Below are 17,962 nucleotides of genomic sequence, written 5' to 3'. Positions count from 1 at the left end.
TCGAACCCCCGACCCACGGCTTAGAAGGCCGTTGCTCTATCCAACTGAGCTACTGGGACGAATGGTCGGAGCAGCAGGATTTGAACCTGCGACCCCCTGATCCCAAATCAGGTGCGCTACCAAACTGCGCTATGCCCCGAGTCTGCGGTATAACAGGGTAATTTTATCAGTTTTGTCAAGACGTGTCAATTCTGCGCTTTCTGCACACGCTTGCCGCGGAACATGTATAAGACCGCGCCGAAACATAGCCAACCGCATAAAATCAACCACTCGACCCAAGTCAACGCGGCGGGGCTGCCCGGTACCACCAGCAGCGCAATCACGGCGCCGCCGGCGAGAACGCCCGCGCCGATGCCGACTTTTCCGCCCGGCACTTTGTACGGCCGCGGCAAATCCGGCTCGAGATCACGCAGACGGTAGCAAGCCATCGTCACCATGGTGCACGGCACGATAAAGGCCAAGGCCGCGACTTCGGTGAGCGGCAACAGCATGCTGTAACCCAAAAACGGTCCGATGACGGTCAGTACCGCGAGTAAAATATTAGCCGCTTTCGGCGTACCCGATTTCGGATCGACATGCGCGAAGACGGCGGGCAGTTGCCCTTTGCGTCCCATCGCCAGCATGATGCGGGCCGTCGCCGAGAAAAGCGAATTCATCGGGCCGAGCGGTCCGATCGTCGCAATGGTGAGCATGACCACATACAGATAAAAGTGGATCGATTGTAAACTGGAAAGCGCCGGAATCGGCATTTTAACAAATTCCGTCCACGGCAAGATCGTGCTAAAGGCATAAATGCAAACGAGATAAAATACGCAGGAAGCCAACAACGCCCAACTGATAACGCGGCCGAATTGGTGCCAGTCAAGATCTTCATGCGCTTCTTCCGCCTGGTCGGGAATCGTATCCAAACCGGTGTAGAAAAACGGCGTCAATACGAGCACCGCGGCAAGGCCCGTCCAAAAATTTGTTCCGTTCGTCGCCGACGCGGGACCGGTCACGACTTCAAACCACGGCAAAAAGTTTTGCGGACTGCCTTTAAAGAAGGAAACCGCCATCGCCACGCACATGCCAAAGAGCAGCGTGCGCGTTAAAAATGTCTGCAGACGCGCCATTTGCAATGAGCCGCGAAAGTTTTGCCAGATGACGTAACCGGAAAACAGCAAGGCGATCAACACCGGATACAGATAGACGTCCGACCCCATGATCGTATACAGCTTATATGCGCGTAAAACCGGGAAAATTTCGGCGACAAGTTGCGTTATGATCGTCGCCACGGCCAGCGATTCCCAGGGGCACAAAACGCCGTCTCCGAACGCGAGCAGCCAACCGGCGACAAAGGACGCCTTGCTGCCGAACGCGCGTTCAATGTATTCGACAATGCCGCCCGAGATCGGAATGGCGGAGGTAAGTTCCCCAAATACCGCCGCGATCGGCAAAAGCGTCAGCGCGCCCAGCAAAAAGGCCAGCATGGCCGCCAGCGGGCCGCCGCCGACAATGACCCAGTCCCCTACCATCAAAATCCAGCCGGTGCCGACAATCGCGCCGAAGCCGATATTAAAATAATGCGAAACGGTCAGTGTCTTTTTTACATGTCCTGTTTCCGCTGGTTTCATTGTTTCCTCCTGCGCGCATGCGCCAGCTGTTCCGGCATATCGTTGCCCAAATAAATTTCCGCAATAATCCAAGCGACAAAATCATCCACCGGTTCCGGCGGCGTCTGCCATGATGTCGGAATCAGTTTGCGCCAGCCTTGCCGCGGAGTGTACCGCCAGTAACGGATTTTTCCCATTTCCGTCGTATAGCTTTCGTCGACTGTCGTATAGCCGATTTCATGCTCTTGCGCCAACCGCGCTAAAATATGTCCGATTTCTTTACTGCGCGTACCGTTACCGCTGACGATTTGCGTGATCGGATACTGCTGAAAAACGGTTTGGCAGAACGGCACCAAATCGTTTGTCGGAACAATTTCTTTATGTATCAGCTCAGCGTCTTCACGGACAACCGCTGTTCCCGTTTTCGCCGAACCCGGATCAATAGCTAAAATCATACTTCCTCTTTTTCCCACAAAAATCCCCGCCGCAGCGGGGATGAATTATTTATTTCGCAGTGACGATAATATCGATTCGCACAGGCCCTTCCGTATAAATGTCCTGTTTGGCCACGGCACGGAGATTGACGTCGCCCCCCTTAGCCGCGATTTCCTGAATGGTATTAAACAACTGCAATCCGTCCACCTGACCGACGGTGCCCGTCAACGGATCCGGCAAGACGCCTTTTTGCGTCGCATGCTGATTGACATCCTGCAGGAATTGCAACACGCGCATTTCGACATTGGCGCGACCGCTGTAGGCGGAAAGATCCGTCGCATACACCGTTTCGCCCTGCCGATACAACAGCAGATCGTCATGAATGACAAAGTCGACCCAGGCGGGTTCGCCATAGATGATGTTGCCCGCCGCCACAACGCGAACCAGTTTTTTCTGCGCGGAATTCTGTAACTCCGCCGATGCTTTCTCCAATGTCGCCGGCAGCACGCGAATGAGCGTGGTGTCTTCCTGCGTATTAAGCTGTTTTTGCAGCCGCCGGTTCGTGTCATTCAACACATTCGCCAAGACCTGCCGCGCCTGATCGGCGTTCAAGTGGCTTTCAACAACGGCGCTGGAAAGTATCTGACCGACGCGGAAAATGACTTGCCCTTCCCGCAGGCTGACGATATTGGTACGTAAACGTTCCGCTTCCGCATCGAGTTTCTGAATGTTTTCGGTCAGTTCGCCGCGCATCGCTTCCAATTGGGCGATTTCTTCGGCGGAGGCATGCACATCGGCTTGCGCTTTACGATACGCATCTTCGACCACTTGCAGCTGCGCCCGCATGTAGCTTTCCTGTTCCTGCGCCAGCGCCAGTTGCGTATTCGTTTCGCGCACGCGTTCGGTCATGTGATTATATTCCGTAGTCTGTTCCGCCAGTTGCGCTTTACTGCGTTCCAATTCAGCATTCTTTTGCTGCACTTCGCTGCCCAAACGGCTCAGTTCGCCCTGCAACTGTTCCATACCGAAAAGCGCCGTCCGAACGTTCTCGGAAAGAGCGCTGAGAACGCCGATCGTCATCGCGGCAATCATGATACCGGTGAGCACCGTAACCAAAATCGACGTGTGTTTCGGTCGCATGCCGAAGAGAGAAATTCTTTTTTTGCCGACCTTACTGCCGATTTTATCGCCCAAGAAAGCGATCAAACCGCCCATTACGGCCAGCACGCAAAAGATTAAAATGCCGATTTCCATACCTGCTCCTTTATCGTGAGGCGCGCCGGATCAAGATGACTCCTGCCACGGCCGCCAATATATTCGGCAACCAAACCGCCACCGCCGGCGCGAGCACATGTCCCTCGCCCAGCGCCGCGGTAAATGTCATTAACGCATAGTAGATGAAAATAACGATGACGCTCAGTCCGAAACCGAGGGACGACGAAGAACGCTGCCGCTGCACACCGAGCGGCGCGCCAATTAGCGCAAATACAAAGCTGGCAAAGGGTAATGAAAACCGCTGATGCAGTTCCATTTGCAGGCGTGTCGTATCGACGTACGCCGCTTCAAAAGCCTGTATCTGCTGCATCAATTCACGAATCGTCATCGTTTCCGGCTTTTTCTTTACTTCCGTCACCTGCGCCGGTGTCGTCGTGAACGGCAAGACCTGTTCTTCAAAATGCAGCATGCGATCGACGCCGTCGCCGCCCGAAATATCGTAAATAGTGCCGTTGGATACTATCCAATGACCGTCTTGCCAACGCGCCTCGGGCGCGTTTTCAATCCGCACCAGCTGATTGTTTTGGAATTCCTGAATGGTAATTGTCTGCAACACTTCGCGTTTATCATCGTACTTACGCGCGTACAGCAAATGCCCGATCGAGTCATCGTTGACGTCTTTCAAAACGATGTGTTCATGCACCTGCGGTTTGACGTTGTTCTTGATTTCGTGATCAATGGTGTATTCGTATGCGTATGTGGCGGCCGGCACAACGTATTCATTAAATAATACCGTCGCCATACTGATGACCAAACTCAACGCGATAATCGGCGCGATAAGACGTGTGAAGCTTTGCCCCGCCGTACGCATGACGATGAGCTCGCTGCTGCCCGATGTTCGCGCGACGGCCATTAACGCCCCCAGCAAAACCGACATCGGGAAGGTGTAGACAATAATCTTCGGCAAGGCCAGGAAAAATACCTTGGTGACCGCCCAGACGGAAGCCCCGTAAGAAGTCAAAAGCTGCGCGATACGGAACAGCAAGTCGGCACCGATGAAGATCGCGGTAAACGCGGCGACACCAAATAAAAAGGGCGCGACAAACTCCCGTAACATGTATTTATCTAAAATCCGCATACGTATCTCCTGCTCTTGCTCCTTTTATCTTATCACATTTTTCCACAGCGTTTAGGTTAAGCGGAAATTCTCACCAAGATAAAACTTGCGCGCCAACGGATGTTCCGCCACCGTATTGGCATCGCCTTCAAGAAGAATTTTTCCTTCATTCAAAATGTAAGCGTGATCCACAATCGCCAAGGTCTCACGCACATTATGATCGGTAATCAGCACGCCGATATCGCGCTCCCGCAAATGGGAAATGACGGATTGAATATCCGCGACCGCGATGGGATCGACGCCCGCAAACGGCTCATCGAGCAAAATAAATTGCGGATCATGACACAAACAACGCGCAATTTCCACGCGCCGACGCTCCCCGCCGGAAAGTTGGCTGCCCAACCGTGTTTCCACGCGCGTAAGACCGAATTCTTTCAGCAACGCGTTCGCCCGTTCATCGCGCTCCTTCGGCGTCAAATCCTCGCGCGTTTGCAAGATCGCCAAGAGGTTGTCACGCACGCTGAGCTTACGAAAAACAGATGCCTCCTGCGGCAAGTAGCCGATGCCGTACCGCGCCCGTTTATGAATCGGTTCCCGCGTGATATCCGTGTCATCGACCGTAATGGTACCGGTGTCCGGACGCACGATACCGACCATCATATAAAAGGTGGTGGTTTTCCCCGCGCCGTTAGGCCCCAGCAGGCCGACCGCTTTGCCCCGCTCGACATGAACGCTGACGCCGTCGACCACGCGGCGCTTCTGGTAGGATTTCGTGAGGTTATGAGTAGCGAGCCGCATCTTATCGCCCACCGCTGATGACGAGCGTGCTGCGCCCCTTCGTTTCGACCGCCTGCTCTTTCAAGCGTACTTCCAGCGCCGGCCCGTTCAATGTGTTACCGTTCTGCACCGCATGGGCGTTGCCCGTGAGCACGGCGAAACCGTCATCCGCGCCCGGCGTTTGCGTGTACGTGATCGCATCCGCCGTGGCTGTAAACGCCTGCGCCGGATGCGAAAGGCTGACTCCGCCCGTGCCGATCATACGAATTTCATTGACATACGCTTCGACGTGGCCCGCCGTCATTTCCGTACCCGGTACGGCCAAGTACGCATTGCCGTCAATCGTGCCGTAACCGTCCGACGGACGATAGGTGACAGTGGCGCCGCGCAAGGTGCGGTCTTCCGCATGCATTTCCACGCCGCCCGACGCCGCCAGCGATTGATCGGCATAGGCCGTCACCGTGGCCGCGGTGAGCGAAGTCGCGCCGTCAACATAAGAAACGCTGCCGGACAGTGTCGCGCTTTGATCGGCAAAATGGTAGATGCCCTCGGCGCCGGTCATTTTCGCCGTGCCGCGCGTAATCACGACATTGCCTTTCGCCTGTGCCGTATCCTCATTGCCGTTATAGGTCAGCGTATCCGCCGTAATCGTAGTATCGACCGCGCCAACGCTCCATGTCGTCATGACAAAAAGCGCAAGCGCCGCTGTTTTTATCCATCGTTTGTTCATTGCGCTTCATCCCCCTTCACGAGCCGCACGTTGCCGCTTACCGTGGCCTGTCGCAACGCGCGATCGGCGACCAAATTGTCGCCGGTGAGTACCATGCCGTTCCGCTCAAGACGAATACCGTCCGTCGCGGTGAGTTTGCCGGTGCCGCCATCATATAAAAGATTATTCACTTTGACATAGGTATCGTTATCGCTGCGAATTTCGACGCTTCCCATCAGCCGCACCGTTTTTTGTATATTATCGACTTCGCCTTTTTTTGCCTGGACATGAATTTGATGCGGGCCATCGCTGAATAACGCTTCCGCTTCTTCCAGGTACAAGACGCGCGTCTTCGGATTCATCATGATACGCTTGGCGGACAGTTTCCAAATCAATTCGCCATTTTCTTCCTGGTGAAGATCCGCGCCTTTAAATTCGACCAACGCGGTCTCCTGCTTCGGAACCGGTTCCGGCCCGACGCCGAAAAAAGCGTACCAAATACCGCCGGCAAACAGCAACAGCGCGCCGATCGCCAACAGCCACCATTTCGGTTGTTTCATCATCGCACCGCCTCGTCTCCCCGATACCGTCGTATTTGTTCCGGCTCCGTCCACCAACGCCGCTGGACCCACAACCATTCCGGCGGGTAGCGGAGAATAAAATCTTCTATTTCCCGCGTACAACGCTGCATTAAACGGTCGACATCCGCTTGCTCGTCACCCGTGTCTTCATAGTAAAAGGGCTCGCCGATATGGATCACATGCCCGCTCAGATCTTCGCGGCGGCGAATAAACAACGGCACAATCGGCGATTTAAACCGACGCGCGAACACGGCCGGTCCCTCTACCGCGGACGAAACGCGATTCAAAAACATCACCGGCACGCCGTTGACATCGCCGTCTTTATCGGCTAAAAAGCCGAGAATTTTTTTGCGTTTGATCGCTCTTGCGGCGCCGATAATTTCGGAACCGCCGCTATGAAATACATCCAGCCCCGCCATCGTGCGAAAACGATTTAAAAGCGCCGTCACCGTGTCATTGGGCTGCCGTTTCGCAATCGTGGTGGTGGGAAATCCCGCCAGCGCAAGTCCCGCTCCGAGCCACTCCCAGTTGCCGATATGCGCCGTCAGACCGATCACGCCGCGTTGCTCCGCAAGCGCGGCATGCAAACGCTCGGGATGATCCATCGTAATATAACGTTCTAAATGCTCCCGTTCCGCCACGAGCCGCGGCGTATAAAGCACTTCGAGCGCTGTCATGCCGAGATGTTCAAAATGTTGCTGCAGTAACGGTTCGGCTTCTTCACGCGTGAGCGAAAGTCCGCTCATCATTTGGGAAAGCGCGCGATCACGCGGTTTTTTCAAGCGTTGTAAAACGGTCGGACCCAGCCAACGGCCGATCGCCAAAACACGTTCATAACGCATTTGGCAAAGCATTCGGCTCATCGTGTTCCAAAAAGTATACTCCGCGTTCACAGCCATCGTCCCTTCGTCCTTATACCGATTCTTCGCTGGACTGGTTTTTGTAAAATTGCACCAGTTCATCCCAACGGCCCTGTGCTTTCAGAACCATTTCAATCCATTCGCGCGCGGCACCGTCACCGCCGTTGCGACTGGCAATCCAGTCGGCGCCATCCTGCACTTCCAACGCGGCATCGGCCGGCGCCGCCGCGAAACCGACGCGCGCCAGCACGCCGAGATCATTCAAATCATCGCCCATGTAACCGATTTCTTCCCAGCTCCATCCTTCTTCCGCGATGATTTGGGAAAGCTCGGCCACTTTATTCTGCACGCCTTGCCGGCAAAACGCCACTTTCAGCTCTTCCCCGCGATGTTGCGTAATTTTGGAACTGCGACCCGTGAGCAGTGCGATTTTCAATCCCGCGTACGGCGCCAGCGCCATCGCCAGGCCGTCGCGAACCGAAAACGATTTCGCGAGCTCGCCGTCGTTGCCGATCTCGATCGTCGCCGGCGTCAGGGTGCCGTCGACATCAAATACTAAGAGTTTAAGTTTCTTGATATCCGCCATTATACTACCCCCTGCCGTAATAAATCGGTCAGATGCACCATGCCGATCGGTTGCAACGCGTCGCCGACCACCGGTAATACGGTAATCGGTCGCGGCTCATGACTCTGCATGACATGCAAGGCCTGCGCCGCTAATTTTTCAGACGTAATGACATGCGGATCACGCGTCATAATTTCAGCCACCGAAACCTGTAATACTTCGGTTCCTTTTTCCAGCGCCCGACGAATATCGCCGTCGGTCACCAGACCCACCAATGCGCCCTGTTCATCAACGACCGATGTGGCGCCGAGTCCCTTGGCCGTCATTTCAAAAAGCGCATTTTGCACGGTTGTCGTCAAGACCACGACAGGGTTCTGTTCCTCTTTATGCATGATGTCGGCGACCGTCAACAAAAGTTTGCGCCCGAGTGATCCGCCCGGATGAAACAGCGCGAACCGATCCGCGGTGAAGCCGTGCATTTCCATTAAGGCGATCGCCAACGCATCCCCTACCGCCAAGGCGACGGTGGTGCTGGTTGTCGGCGCCAACCCCAGCGGGCAGGCTTCCTCTTCCACGCTGACATCCAAAGTGATATCGGCGCGTTTTCCCAAAGTCGACCCGGGATTGCCGACGACGGCAATCAAGCGCGCGCCGATTCTGCGCAATGACGGCAAAATGCCGATGATCTCTCCGGTCTCGCCGCTGTTGGAAAGCGCAAGCACCACATCATCTTCCGTTACCATGCCCAAGTCGCCGTGAATCGCCTCCGCGGGATGCAGAAAAAAGGACGGCGTACCTGTGCTGGCCAGCGTCGCGGATATTTTACGCGCGATATGTCCGGATTTTCCCATGCCGGTGACGACGATGCGACCCGCGGCGCCATTCATCATGCGTACCGCCTCGGCAAACGACTCGTCCCACCGCGAAGCCAAGGCTAAAATGCCGGCCGCTTCCGTGCGCAGAACATGTTCCATCGTCGTTTGAATGGTCATCGTATTTCACTCCGTTTGACAATTTCAAAAATCGCTTTAAGATCGGTCAATAAGGCTTCCAAGTCGTCCAGACGCAGCATGTTCGGTCCGTCGGAAAGAGCTTCGTCAGGATTGTCATGCACTTCCATAAAGAAACCGTCCGCGCCCGCAGCGGCCGCCGCCCGCGCGAGATACGGCACGAATTCGCGCTGCCCGCTCGAATGCGTACCCGCGCCGCCCGGCAACTGCACGCTGTGCGTCGCGTCAAAGATCACGGGGTAGCCCCATTGCCGCATGATCGGAAAGCCGCGCATATCCACGACCAGGTTGTGATAGCCGAAGCTTGCGCCGCGTTCCGTCAGCAACAGATTTTCATTGCCGGCTTCCTGCATTTTATGAAGCACGTTTTCCATGTCTTCCGGCGCCATGAACTGCCCTTTTTTGACGTTGACCGGCTTACCCGTCTTAGCCGCGCCGTAGACTAAATCCGTCTGCCGCGATAAAAACGCGGGAATTTGTAAAATATCCAAGACCTGCGCCGCCGGTTCCAGTTGCTCCACCGAATGGACGTCCGACAGCACCGGTACGCGCAGTTCCTCTTTCAGCTGCGCGAGAATCGCTAAACCTTTTTCCAGCCCGGGGCCGCGAAACGATTGGTACGAGGAGCGGTTCGCTTTGTCAAACGACGCCTTGAAAATGTAATCAATGCCCAGTTTGGCGCAAATATCTCGGCAGGTTTCGCCGATTTTTTTGGTCCGTTCGTATTCTTCAATGACGCAAGGCCCGGCGATTAAAAACAGCCGACTGCCATCCAAGCGTAAATTACCGATCGTTACCGGTTTCATTTTGCTGTCCTCCTTCAAAATAAGCGCGTGCGCGCAGGAGATCTTCCAGTGTATCGATCCCGATTAACTTCTTCGTGGTTTCAATGACGCCGATCCGATAACCGTGTTCCAGCGCCCGCAACTGCTCCAACGACTCCGCTTCTTCGAGCGGCGTAGCCGGCAGGTCGGCAAAGCGCAACAGGAAATCGCGACGATACGCATAAATGCCGATATGTTTGCGCGGCTGATATTTGTTTTCATGGCGCGGATACGGAATGAGCGAGCGGGAAAAATAAATCGCTTCTCCCCGCAAATTGGTAACCAGTTTAACGGCATTCGGATTTTGAAAATCCTCTTGCGCCAGCGGCGCCGACACCGTCGCCATGGACCATTCCTCGGCCGCGGCCAGACGTGTCGCCAACTGATCAATCAGCTCCGGCGCGATCAGCGGTTCATCGCCCTGTACATTGACGATGATTTCGCAGTCGTCCAGCTGCTGCGCCACTTCCGCCAGTCGATCCGTCCCCGTGGCATGGTCGCGACGCGTCAAAACCGCCGTGCCGCCAAATTCTTCTACCACTTTTTGAATCCGCTCGTCGTCCGTCGCGACAATCACCGCAGCGGGCACGTTCGCTTTTTTCGCCTGCTCATAGACGCGTTCGATCAACGGTTTGCCGGCAATATCCAACAGCGGTTTACCCGGCAAACGGGTCGAGCCGTAGCGCGCCGGAATAATGCAGGCGGTTTTTATCGACCGGTTTCCCATTCGTCCTCCATGTGTTCCCAAAACTCATTTTCCCCCGCCGTCGCCGTCAGTTCCATCGGCAGGACATACCAGAACGATTCACGAAGCTGCAGTACCTGTAATTTTACCGCATCCTTTTCACTGACGATAATCCCCTGCGCTCCCGCTTTCATGGCGGTTGCTTCCGCGTGGCGAATATCGTCCTGCGTATACATGTGGTGGTCCGGGAGACGCAAATGATCATGCGCGACCAAGCCCGCGGCCGCCACCGTCGCTTCAAAGGAAGCGGGATTACCGAGAGCGCATAATGTAATGAAACGGCGCGGCAGTGCTTCCTGCTCCGCGGTTTCGCCATTTCGCCACTGCGCATAGCGTACCGGCTGCAAGGGGCGATGCTCCGTCCAAAGCAGCGGCACATGCGCGCGGAAATGCTCCAACACGCCCGCTATTTTCTCCCGTTCCGCCTCGGTTACCAGATCGCTTTTAGTGACCACATACGCATCCGCACGTTCCAAATGTTCCAGCGGCTCCCGCAATAATCCGCGCGGCAACACGCGTCCGTTGCTGAACGGATTGGTGGCATCAATCAAGACGATATCGTAATCGCGTCGCAAGGACCAATGCTGAAATCCGTCATCGAGCAAAATGACCGTCGGATGCAATAATTTTTCGACCTGCGCGCCGATCGCAGCGCGGTTTTTGCCGACCGCCACAACTACGCCCGGCAGAGTTCGCGCCAAAAGGTAAGGCTCGTCTCCCGCCTGCTCGGCATTGAGCAGAATCTCGGCGCCGTTGCTGACAATCGCGCCGGTATTTTCACTCGCGCCGCGGTAACCGCGACTTAAAATCGCGACCCGCTCGCCCGCTTTTTGCAAGCGCCGCGCCATGTACTGCACAAACGGCGTTTTGCCGGTGCCGCCCGCCACAATATTGCCTACGCTGATGGTATAGGCATGTAAACGATGCTGTTTAAGATGCCCCGATTCATACATGGATGCCCAAAAATTAACGCCCCAGGAGTAGATTCGCTCCACTCCGCCTAAGGTCGTCAATAATGCGCGGTCACCGATCGACTTCGGTCCGTTTTTAAAAAGTTCCGTTGCTTTACGCTCTATGCTCACTGCGTTCGGCTCCTTTCCAATGAAGCGGATCCCGTTCGGCTAACGCGCAAAAAGCATCCACATTGCGCTTGGTCGCGCCCTGATTTTCTTCCACTAATCGTAACGCGGCCGCCCCCATTTGCGCAAGTCGCTGCGGCTCGGACAAAAGGCGCAGCAAATCCCGCGTGAGATTTTCCGCGCTCGTCATTCGGCAAGCGCCTTCGCTATGCAGCAGGGCGAAAATATCTTTGAAATTGAACATATGCGGTCCCACTAAAATGGGTTTGCCGTGGGCCGCCGGTTCCAATATATTGTGGCCGCCGACTTTGACAAAGCTGCCGCCGACGATCACGATATCCGCCAAACTGTAAATGCGTCCGAGTTCGCCGATCGTATCCAGCACGAGTACGGACACCGGCGCGTCCGTTTCGGCATGGTATTCCGTACGCCGCGCACCGACGAAACCGTATTTTTGCACCAATTGCAATACCTTGGCCGCCTCCGGAATCTGCCGCGGCGCCAAGATCAATTTCGCGTCGGGATACTGCCGCCGCACGTCGCCGAAGCTCGCCAGCAAGATTTCATATTCGCCTTCATGAAACGAACCCGCCACGATGACCGGATGCGCCTCGCCGACACCGAATTCACGCCGCAGTTCGTCGCGTTCCGCCGGAGTGACTTCGGCATATGTCTGATCATACTTGGTATTTCCCGTCACCTGGACACGCGCGGGGTCCGCGCCCATTTCTTCAATGTAGCGGGCGTCCGTGTGCGATTGCATGCAGAACCAGCGAATTTGCGCCAGCATGCGGCGGGTAAAGCCTAAAATCAGGCGATAGCGTTTCATGCTGCGGTCACTGATTCGGCCGTTGACCATCATGACCGGAATTTCATTTTTTTCCGCCACTTGTAAAAAGTTCGGCCAAAGTTCCGTTTCCACCAAGAGGATCGCTTTCGGCTTGACGATATTGACGATGCGCTCCGTAATGATCGGTAAATCCACCGGGAAAAAAATGTGCGCATCCGCTTCGGGAATAATCCGTTCCGCCATGCGGTGACCGGTCGCGGTGACGACCGACACAATCACGGTTTCTTCCGGCAGACGCTGCTTTAATTCGCGCACAATGGGACTGGCCGCCACAATCTCGCCGACGGAGGCCGCATGCACCCAAATGCCGCGACAGTTTTCAATGCTCGTCAGTACCGGCTGGGGCATGACGCCGGCGCTCTGCCGTAAGCGATCATAAAACCCCTCTTCAAAGAGCAGGCGATAGATCAATACCGGCACCAGCAACAGCCAATACAGCACCAGACAAATGTTGTAGAACCAGTACATACTATTTCTCGTCTCCCTGTAAACGTAACGTGTAAAGGTTGTAGTACATACCGTGCAGCGCCAGTAAGGATTGATGCGTACCGCTTTCCACAATGCGGCCGCGATCAATCACTAAAATGTGATCGGCGTCCTGAATCGTCGTCAGCCGATGCGCGATAATAAACGCGGTGCGGCCGATCATCAGACGTTCCAGCGCCGCCTGTACCAACTGTTCGCTTTCCGTATCCAAAGCGGACGTGGCTTCATCTAAAATAAGAATCCGCGGATCTTTCAAAAGCGCCCGCGCGATCGCGATGCGTTGCCGCTGACCGCCGGAAAGTACGAGGCCCCGATCGCCGATCGGCGTTTGCAAACCCTGCGGCAGCTGGCGGACAAACTCTTCCGCATTGGCGGCGCGTACCGCCGCCGCCACTTCCTCATCCGTCGCGTCTAACCGACCGTAGCGTATATTTTCTTCAATCGTCGTGTTGAAAAGAGCGGTATCCTGCGGCACGATGCCGATCTGTTCGCGCAATGACGCCAACGTCACATCGCGAACATCATGTCCGTCAATCTTGATCGCGCCGGCCGTCACATCGTAAAAGCGCGGGATCAGGTTGGCGATCGTCGATTTCCCCGACCCGCTCGGTCCGACCAACGCGATTTTTTGGCCCGGTTCGGCATGGAAGCTGATACCGGACAGCACTTCTTTGGAAGGTTCATACTGAAAATGAACCGCGTCAAAAACCACATCGCCGCGCAAGACGGGCAGCGCGATCGCGTCGGCTTTTTCGCGAATGTCCGGCGTTTCGTCCAGCAACGCGAACACGCGCTCACCGGCCGCCATCGAACGCTGAATATCGCCGTAAAGCGCGCTTAAACGCCGCACCGGATTGGCTAAATTAATGGCGTAAATCAAAAACGCGATCAGTTCACCGGCGGTCAATTCCCCGTCGATAACGCTCCAACCGCCGTACCAAATAATCGCGGTGACGGCAATCGCCGCGATAAATTCGACCACCGGCGAAAGCTGGTTCGACTGCTGCGCCGCTTTCATCGCCGCGCCGAAGCTCGCCTGATTGATCTGACGGAAACGGGCGATTTCATAATCTTCACGGAAAAACGATTTAACGACGCGAATCCCGCCGATCGTTTCCTGCAGATGCGAAGTCACGTCGGCGATGCGTTCCTGCATCATATGACCGCTTTTTTTCAGTTTTCGACCGAAATATTTGATGGTGATGCTGACCAACGGAACGATGATGACGCAAAGCAACGTCAGCCGCCAATGCAAAATCACCATGCCGACCAACGAGCCGATCAGGATAACGCTTTCCTTGACAATGTTGACGAAATTATCGACAATCGCGGTCTGCAGCGCGCCGATATCATTCGTCAGGCGGCTCATCAGGCTGCCGGTTTTGCTCGTATCAAAGAAACGCAGCGATAAACGTTGCACCCGCGCGTACACTTCATTGCGGATATCAATGATCACGCGGTTCGCGATGTAACTCATCAGGTAGCCCTGCAGATAGGAAAACACGCCGCGCAGGAAAAAGAGCACCAAGATGCCGAGCGCGATCCAATTCAATGCCACCAGGTTTTTCGCGGCCAGTACGTCGTCAATGATGTTGCGAATGATCCACGGCACGGCAAGCGTGGTAAGCGCGCCCATGATCATGGCGATGATGGCCGCTACCCCGCGCCGCCAGTACGGCACTACGTAATGTAATAAACGTGCGTAATCAGTCATTATTTTCCTCAGCGATTCGTATGATAAGATCGGCGACACGACCGACCGCGCCGGGCGCGCCCAATTTTTCCCGCACCATGGCTAAGTCGTCGCGCAGACGACGAGACGCTTCCTCGTCCCGCCACCATGACGCCACCGCGCGCGCCAAATTTTCGGCCGTAACATCCTGCTGCAAAAATTCAGGAATCACTTCCCGCCCGGCCACAATATTCGGCAAACCGATATGCGGCGTTTGCAAGACCCGACGACCGAGCCAGTAGGTAAGCGGCGCTACTTTATAGCAAAGCACGGTCGGCAACCCGAGCAGCGCGGTTTCCAAAGTCACCGTTCCGGACGCGGCCAATGCGGCATCGCATACCGTCATCAAATCATGCAGATGCGACGTCGTCATTTGAATATCCAATTCGGTCTCGGCCAAAAGCGGCGCAAGCTCCGCCTCGGAGATCGTGCTCGCGCGCGGCAACCAACATTGGAGCGGAAATTCTTTCGCCAGAAGCGCCGCGGCATCCAGCATGGTCGGCAGCAGACTTTGCACCTCCTGCCGACGACTCCCCGGCAACAGCAACAGTTGCTTTTTAGCGGGGTTCATTTGAAAATGGGCGCGGGTTTCCGCCTGCGACCATTCCGGTCGCACCAAATCCACCAGCGGATGGCCCACAAATTCCACGCGCGCGCCGTCTTCCCGATACAACGGCACATCCATCGGAAAAATGGAAGCCACCGCCGCCGTATCGCAATCGCTTTGCCCCGCGACCGATGCCAAGCCCAAATCGTCGGAGCGATATAGTACACGACCGGAATACCGAGCTCTTTTTTGACGGCTTGCGCGAGCTTCATATTAAAGCCCGGATAATCCACGCAGACGACCACATCCGGCTGCTGGCGGCGAATGGCTTCCACCAGTTCCGAACGCAACCGGAAGAAGAACGGTAATTTGCGAATAATTTCCGCAATCCCGATCACTCCCAGGTCTGCGATATCATGCACGACGTCCACGCCGGCGGCCCGCATTTCCGCGCCGCCCATCCCCTGCATCTCAAGCGCGGGAACGCGCTCTTTGAGCGCGCGGGCGACGGCGGCCGCATGCCAATCTCCGGAGGCCTCACCGGCCGAAAAAAATACTTTCATCGGGACAACGACTCCGCGGAAACAGCGCAAATCGCCACGCCTTTTTGATCGGCAAGCGCGATAACCTCGTCCTGTTCCACAAATAAAGTACGTTGCGCCTCAATCGCAAGCACCGCGCCCTTGTGTTCCAAGAGCGAATGCAATGTCGTCAAACCGATCGCGGGCACGTCAAAACGCACGTCCTGTTGCGGTTTCGCCGTTTTAACGACCACCGCGCCCTGACGCGCTAACGCGCAACCGCGCATAATGCAGGCATCCGTGCCTTCGATCGCTTCAATCGCCATCGCGGCTTGGCGCGCGACGACAACCGTCTGACCGATATCGAGCGCCCCGATCTGTTTAGCCAACGCGAATCCGAAGCGGATATCATCCCACTCCGCCGCGGTCGGCTGCCGTTTCGTGAACACTTGCGGCGCCGGCATCAACGGCGTAAGGTAGCGCGTCTGATCCAAAACGGTAACGCCGATGTCCGCCAATTCGTCCACCAATGCCAGCATAATCGTATCATCTTTGCGATCCCGTACCCGTCGCAAAAATTGCAGCGCGCGCCAATCCGGGATGCCTAAATTGCCATATAAAATTTCTTTGGTGACTTTGCCGAGCATCGTCGCCTCGGTCACGCCTTCCCGCTGCAGCGTTTTCAGTATCGAACCCAGTTTCGTGATTTTAATCTGATAAAACTGATCCGATTCTTGCGCCAACTCCGGTTCTACCGCATCGACGACGGCAATCGTCACGACACGCTCCCCTAAGCGCTTCGCCTCGCGCAAAAACGTCACCGGCAATTTGCCGATCCCCGCCAACAAACCGACTGTCGCCATAAACTCCCCCTTTTAACTTAGTTTATTTTATCACATTTAGCCCGGCAATATGTGATTGCTGCGACAATGCGGGCCATCCGTCGCGAATCTTCAGAAAACTTTCATCCGCGCAGGCAGTTTCCCGTTACGTACGAACCATATATGCGTTACCCGTTCCATACGTCGCTTAATTTTGCACAATAAAAAACCACCTCAGCATCTGCGTCGGTGGTCTTATGCTTTCTTGCCAAACTTCGCTTCGTATTCGTCAATGTAATACACTTGTCCGTTTTCTACTACTTCCGCTTTTCGCAAGTCTATCTGCCCTTTGTTACGCTTTTTTTCTGCCATAAACTCTTCGTACGACATACCCAATTTAGCAGCAGTACTACGATATGTTTTTTCATACCCATCAGTCATTAAGAATCACCTCCAGTTTCACATAAATAATGTTATCTTTCAACTTTATATGTAAATTTCCTCATCTTATATAATGCGCTTAATGTTTTGACTTCCGCTAAACTTTTCAGTGGATATTTTTTCTTAATGTCATTATACAGCGTTTTATACAACTTTTCGATATTTACTCAATAGCCTATTTCTCTTATTGTCCGCACACTGCCGTCATACCCAATGACCACGCTTGCCTCAACAAAATCATGAGCAAAAACCGTCCTAATATCCGCCCATGAAAAACGCCTACGGTATCTGTGTCGATGGTCTTTATGTAAATAAGCACTTAAAGCCATATTTGTCTACTGCGATCTTCAATTCTCTAAAACCTTAATGCTTACTATCTCACTATCAAGAATATTTATTAAGCCGTCTTTTGTCTCTAATGTTATACTGTCATGTTCACAGGGGTCATCCAAAGCGCTGGTCACATTATCAACCCATCCTTGAAACTCATTTTTGTTACTACACTTTATTTTCAACTTTTTATTTATATACTTATCAAATTTCATTTTGGTCATGGCGATTATTTACGCTGTAACATTCAACCGTTTAAGCGCTTCTTCTTCTGGTATTTCTCTATACATTTTAAAATCCGGGCTATCTGGCCAAAAATAGCCAAACATAATTGAACTTTCAACCCAAACACCATTTACAAATTCGTAACACTTATCGTCGCAAAGTTTCACGATTTCCCCCGCGTGCGCACGATCTGTTAGTTCAACATATACCCAATTCTTCACCACGTCTTACACCTCCTCGATATCATCTGGCGGCGCTAAAACTTTAGATATAGAAAACATTTTCGCCCACAACTTTCGCGCCTCATTCGAATGCTTGTCTTCTATTTCTCTCCATTTCTCATATAAAACATGAATCTCCTTTTTTTGCAAAAGCTATTGCGCGATCCAATTCGGTCTATCGTCCGCCCCTTTTCAGCTTTTATCATCATCTGTTCAATTATATTAAAATTAATATCTAAATCATCTTTTTATTTTCGATTATATCATTTTCCTTCTATA

General features: G+C 54.2%; 18 protein-coding genes, 1 tRNA gene and 1 pseudogene. All 20 read right to left on the bottom strand.

All coding sequences use genetic code 11. From position 1 onward, the window contains the following. Positions 1-62: 62 nt before the first annotated feature. Positions 63-139: transfer RNA gene (locus tag RDN69_RS03090), tRNA-Pro, on the bottom strand. 46 nt (positions 140-185) lie between these two features. Further along, positions 186-1,613, bottom strand: a complete 1,428-nt coding sequence (locus RDN69_RS03085) for an APC family permease (protein WP_024049128.1) — start codon at positions 1,611-1,613, stop codon at positions 186-188. Further along, the gene (locus RDN69_RS03080) at positions 1,610-2,047 is read right to left on the bottom strand and encodes a hypothetical protein (RefSeq protein WP_034436679.1); all 438 of its coding nucleotides are present in this window, start codon (positions 2,045-2,047) and stop codon (positions 1,610-1,612) included. The genes RDN69_RS03085 and RDN69_RS03080 overlap by 4 nt, the downstream gene beginning before the upstream one ends. A gap of 49 nt (positions 2,048-2,096) precedes the next feature. Further along, positions 2,097-3,281, bottom strand: a complete 1,185-nt coding sequence (locus RDN69_RS03075) for a DUF3084 domain-containing protein (RefSeq protein WP_288218240.1) — start codon at positions 3,279-3,281, stop codon at positions 2,097-2,099. Positions 3,282-3,291: 10 nt separating this feature from the next. Further along, on the bottom strand, positions 3,292-4,380 hold the full coding sequence (locus RDN69_RS03070) for an LptF/LptG family permease (RefSeq protein WP_288218239.1): 1,089 nt from the start codon (positions 4,378-4,380) through the stop codon (positions 3,292-3,294). Positions 4,381-4,431: 51 nt separating this feature from the next. Next, positions 4,432-5,157: an LPS export ABC transporter ATP-binding protein gene (lptB, locus tag RDN69_RS03065; RefSeq protein ID WP_024049132.1), complete on the bottom strand. Its 726-nt coding sequence runs from the start codon at positions 5,155-5,157 to the stop codon at positions 4,432-4,434. Position 5,158: 1 nt separating this feature from the next. After that, the gene (locus RDN69_RS03060; protein ID WP_288218238.1) at positions 5,159-5,866 is read right to left on the bottom strand and encodes an LptA/OstA family protein; all 708 of its coding nucleotides are present in this window, start codon (positions 5,864-5,866) and stop codon (positions 5,159-5,161) included. Further along, complete coding sequence (lptC, locus tag RDN69_RS03055; protein WP_288218237.1) at positions 5,863-6,408, bottom strand: LPS export ABC transporter periplasmic protein LptC; 546 nt, start codon at positions 6,406-6,408, stop codon at positions 5,863-5,865. Before lptC ends, RDN69_RS03060 begins: the two co-directional genes overlap by 4 nt. After that, positions 6,405-7,325 (bottom strand): lysophospholipid acyltransferase family protein, encoded by a 921-nt coding sequence (locus RDN69_RS03050; protein ID WP_288218236.1) that lies wholly within the window; start codon positions 7,323-7,325, stop codon positions 6,405-6,407. The genes lptC and RDN69_RS03050 overlap by 4 nt, the downstream gene beginning before the upstream one ends. 13 nt (positions 7,326-7,338) lie before the next feature. Continuing rightward, positions 7,339-7,872, bottom strand: coding sequence for an HAD family hydrolase (locus RDN69_RS03045; protein ID WP_288218235.1), 534 nt, complete (start codon positions 7,870-7,872; stop codon positions 7,339-7,341). Next, positions 7,872-8,843 (bottom strand): SIS domain-containing protein, encoded by a 972-nt coding sequence (locus RDN69_RS03040; RefSeq protein WP_374042372.1) that lies wholly within the window; start codon positions 8,841-8,843, stop codon positions 7,872-7,874. The genes RDN69_RS03045 and RDN69_RS03040 overlap by 1 nt, the downstream gene beginning before the upstream one ends. Continuing rightward, positions 8,840-9,667 carry a 3-deoxy-8-phosphooctulonate synthase gene (gene kdsA / locus RDN69_RS03035; protein ID WP_024049138.1) on the bottom strand — a complete coding sequence of 276 codons (828 nt, stop codon included), beginning with the start codon at positions 9,665-9,667 and terminating at the stop codon, positions 8,840-8,842. Before kdsA ends, RDN69_RS03040 begins: the two co-directional genes overlap by 4 nt. Continuing rightward, on the bottom strand, positions 9,645-10,397 hold the full coding sequence (gene kdsB / locus RDN69_RS03030) for a 3-deoxy-manno-octulosonate cytidylyltransferase (protein WP_288218241.1): 753 nt from the start codon (positions 10,395-10,397) through the stop codon (positions 9,645-9,647). The genes kdsA and kdsB overlap by 23 nt, the downstream gene beginning before the upstream one ends. Further along, positions 10,394-11,512, bottom strand: a complete 1,119-nt coding sequence (gene lpxK / locus RDN69_RS03025; protein WP_288218234.1) for a tetraacyldisaccharide 4'-kinase — start codon at positions 11,510-11,512, stop codon at positions 10,394-10,396. The genes kdsB and lpxK overlap by 4 nt, the downstream gene beginning before the upstream one ends. Next, the gene (locus tag RDN69_RS03020; protein WP_288218233.1) at positions 11,496-12,827 is read right to left on the bottom strand and encodes a 3-deoxy-D-manno-octulosonic acid transferase; all 1,332 of its coding nucleotides are present in this window, start codon (positions 12,825-12,827) and stop codon (positions 11,496-11,498) included. Before RDN69_RS03020 ends, lpxK begins: the two co-directional genes overlap by 17 nt. 1 nt (position 12,828) lies before the next feature. Continuing rightward, the gene (gene msbA / locus RDN69_RS03015) at positions 12,829-14,559 is read right to left on the bottom strand and encodes a lipid A export permease/ATP-binding protein MsbA (protein ID WP_288218232.1); all 1,731 of its coding nucleotides are present in this window, start codon (positions 14,557-14,559) and stop codon (positions 12,829-12,831) included. Beyond that, a pseudogene (gene lpxB, locus RDN69_RS03010) lies at positions 14,552-15,687 on the bottom strand (lipid-A-disaccharide synthase). Before lpxB ends, msbA begins: the two are co-directional and overlap by 8 nt. Next, on the bottom strand, positions 15,684-16,508 hold the full coding sequence (locus RDN69_RS03005; protein WP_288218231.1) for an LpxI family protein: 825 nt from the start codon (positions 16,506-16,508) through the stop codon (positions 15,684-15,686). The pseudogene lpxB and the gene RDN69_RS03005 overlap by 4 nt, the downstream one beginning before the upstream one ends. Positions 16,509-16,721: 213 nt before the next feature. Beyond that, complete coding sequence (locus RDN69_RS03000) at positions 16,722-16,907, bottom strand: hypothetical protein (protein WP_273260286.1); 186 nt, start codon at positions 16,905-16,907, stop codon at positions 16,722-16,724. A 563-nt stretch (positions 16,908-17,470) separates the two neighbouring features. Then, complete coding sequence (locus tag RDN69_RS02995) at positions 17,471-17,686, bottom strand: hypothetical protein (RefSeq protein WP_273260288.1); 216 nt, start codon at positions 17,684-17,686, stop codon at positions 17,471-17,473. Between the last annotated feature and the right edge of the window lie 276 nt (positions 17,687-17,962).

This window comes from uncultured Negativicoccus sp. (genome assembly GCF_902480485.1).
Classification (GTDB): Bacteria; Bacillota; Negativicutes; order Veillonellales; family Negativicoccaceae; genus Negativicoccus; species Negativicoccus succinicivorans.
This window is presented reverse-complemented; position numbering and strand designations above follow the sequence as displayed.

Bases quoted from the DNA above. Each gene is read 5' to 3' on its own strand.
- RDN69_RS03085 (WP_024049128.1), bottom strand. From the start codon at position 1,613: ATGAAACCAGCGGAAACAGGACATGTAAAAAAGACACTGACCGTTTCG.
- RDN69_RS03080 (WP_034436679.1), bottom strand. From the start codon at position 2,047: ATGATTTTAGCTATTGATCCGGGTTCGGCGAAAACGGGAACAGCGGTT.
- RDN69_RS03075 (WP_288218240.1), bottom strand. From the start codon at position 3,281: ATGGAAATCGGCATTTTAATCTTTTGCGTGCTGGCCGTAATGGGCGGT.
- RDN69_RS03070 (WP_288218239.1), bottom strand. From the start codon at position 4,380: ATGCGGATTTTAGATAAATACATGTTACGGGAGTTTGTCGCGCCCTTT.
- lptB (WP_024049132.1), bottom strand. From the start codon at position 5,157: ATGCGGCTCGCTACTCATAACCTCACGAAATCCTACCAGAAGCGCCGC.
- RDN69_RS03060 (WP_288218238.1), bottom strand. From the start codon at position 5,866: ATGAACAAACGATGGATAAAAACAGCGGCGCTTGCGCTTTTTGTCATG.
- lptC (WP_288218237.1), bottom strand. From the start codon at position 6,408: ATGATGAAACAACCGAAATGGTGGCTGTTGGCGATCGGCGCGCTGTTG.
- RDN69_RS03050 (WP_288218236.1), bottom strand. From the start codon at position 7,325: ATGGCTGTGAACGCGGAGTATACTTTTTGGAACACGATGAGCCGAATG.
- RDN69_RS03045 (WP_288218235.1), bottom strand. From the start codon at position 7,872: ATGGCGGATATCAAGAAACTTAAACTCTTAGTATTTGATGTCGACGGC.
- RDN69_RS03040 (WP_374042372.1), bottom strand. From the start codon at position 8,843: ATGACCATTCAAACGACGATGGAACATGTTCTGCGCACGGAAGCGGCC.
- kdsA (WP_024049138.1), bottom strand. From the start codon at position 9,667: ATGAAACCGGTAACGATCGGTAATTTACGCTTGGATGGCAGTCGGCTG.
- RDN69_RS03020 (WP_288218233.1), bottom strand. From the start codon at position 12,827: ATGTACTGGTTCTACAACATTTGTCTGGTGCTGTATTGGCTGTTGCTG.
- msbA (WP_288218232.1), bottom strand. From the start codon at position 14,559: ATGACTGATTACGCACGTTTATTACATTACGTAGTGCCGTACTGGCGG.
- RDN69_RS03005 (WP_288218231.1), bottom strand. From the start codon at position 16,508: ATGGCGACAGTCGGTTTGTTGGCGGGGATCGGCAAATTGCCGGTGACG.
- RDN69_RS03000 (WP_273260286.1), bottom strand. From the start codon at position 16,907: ATGACTGATGGGTATGAAAAAACATATCGTAGTACTGCTGCTAAATTG.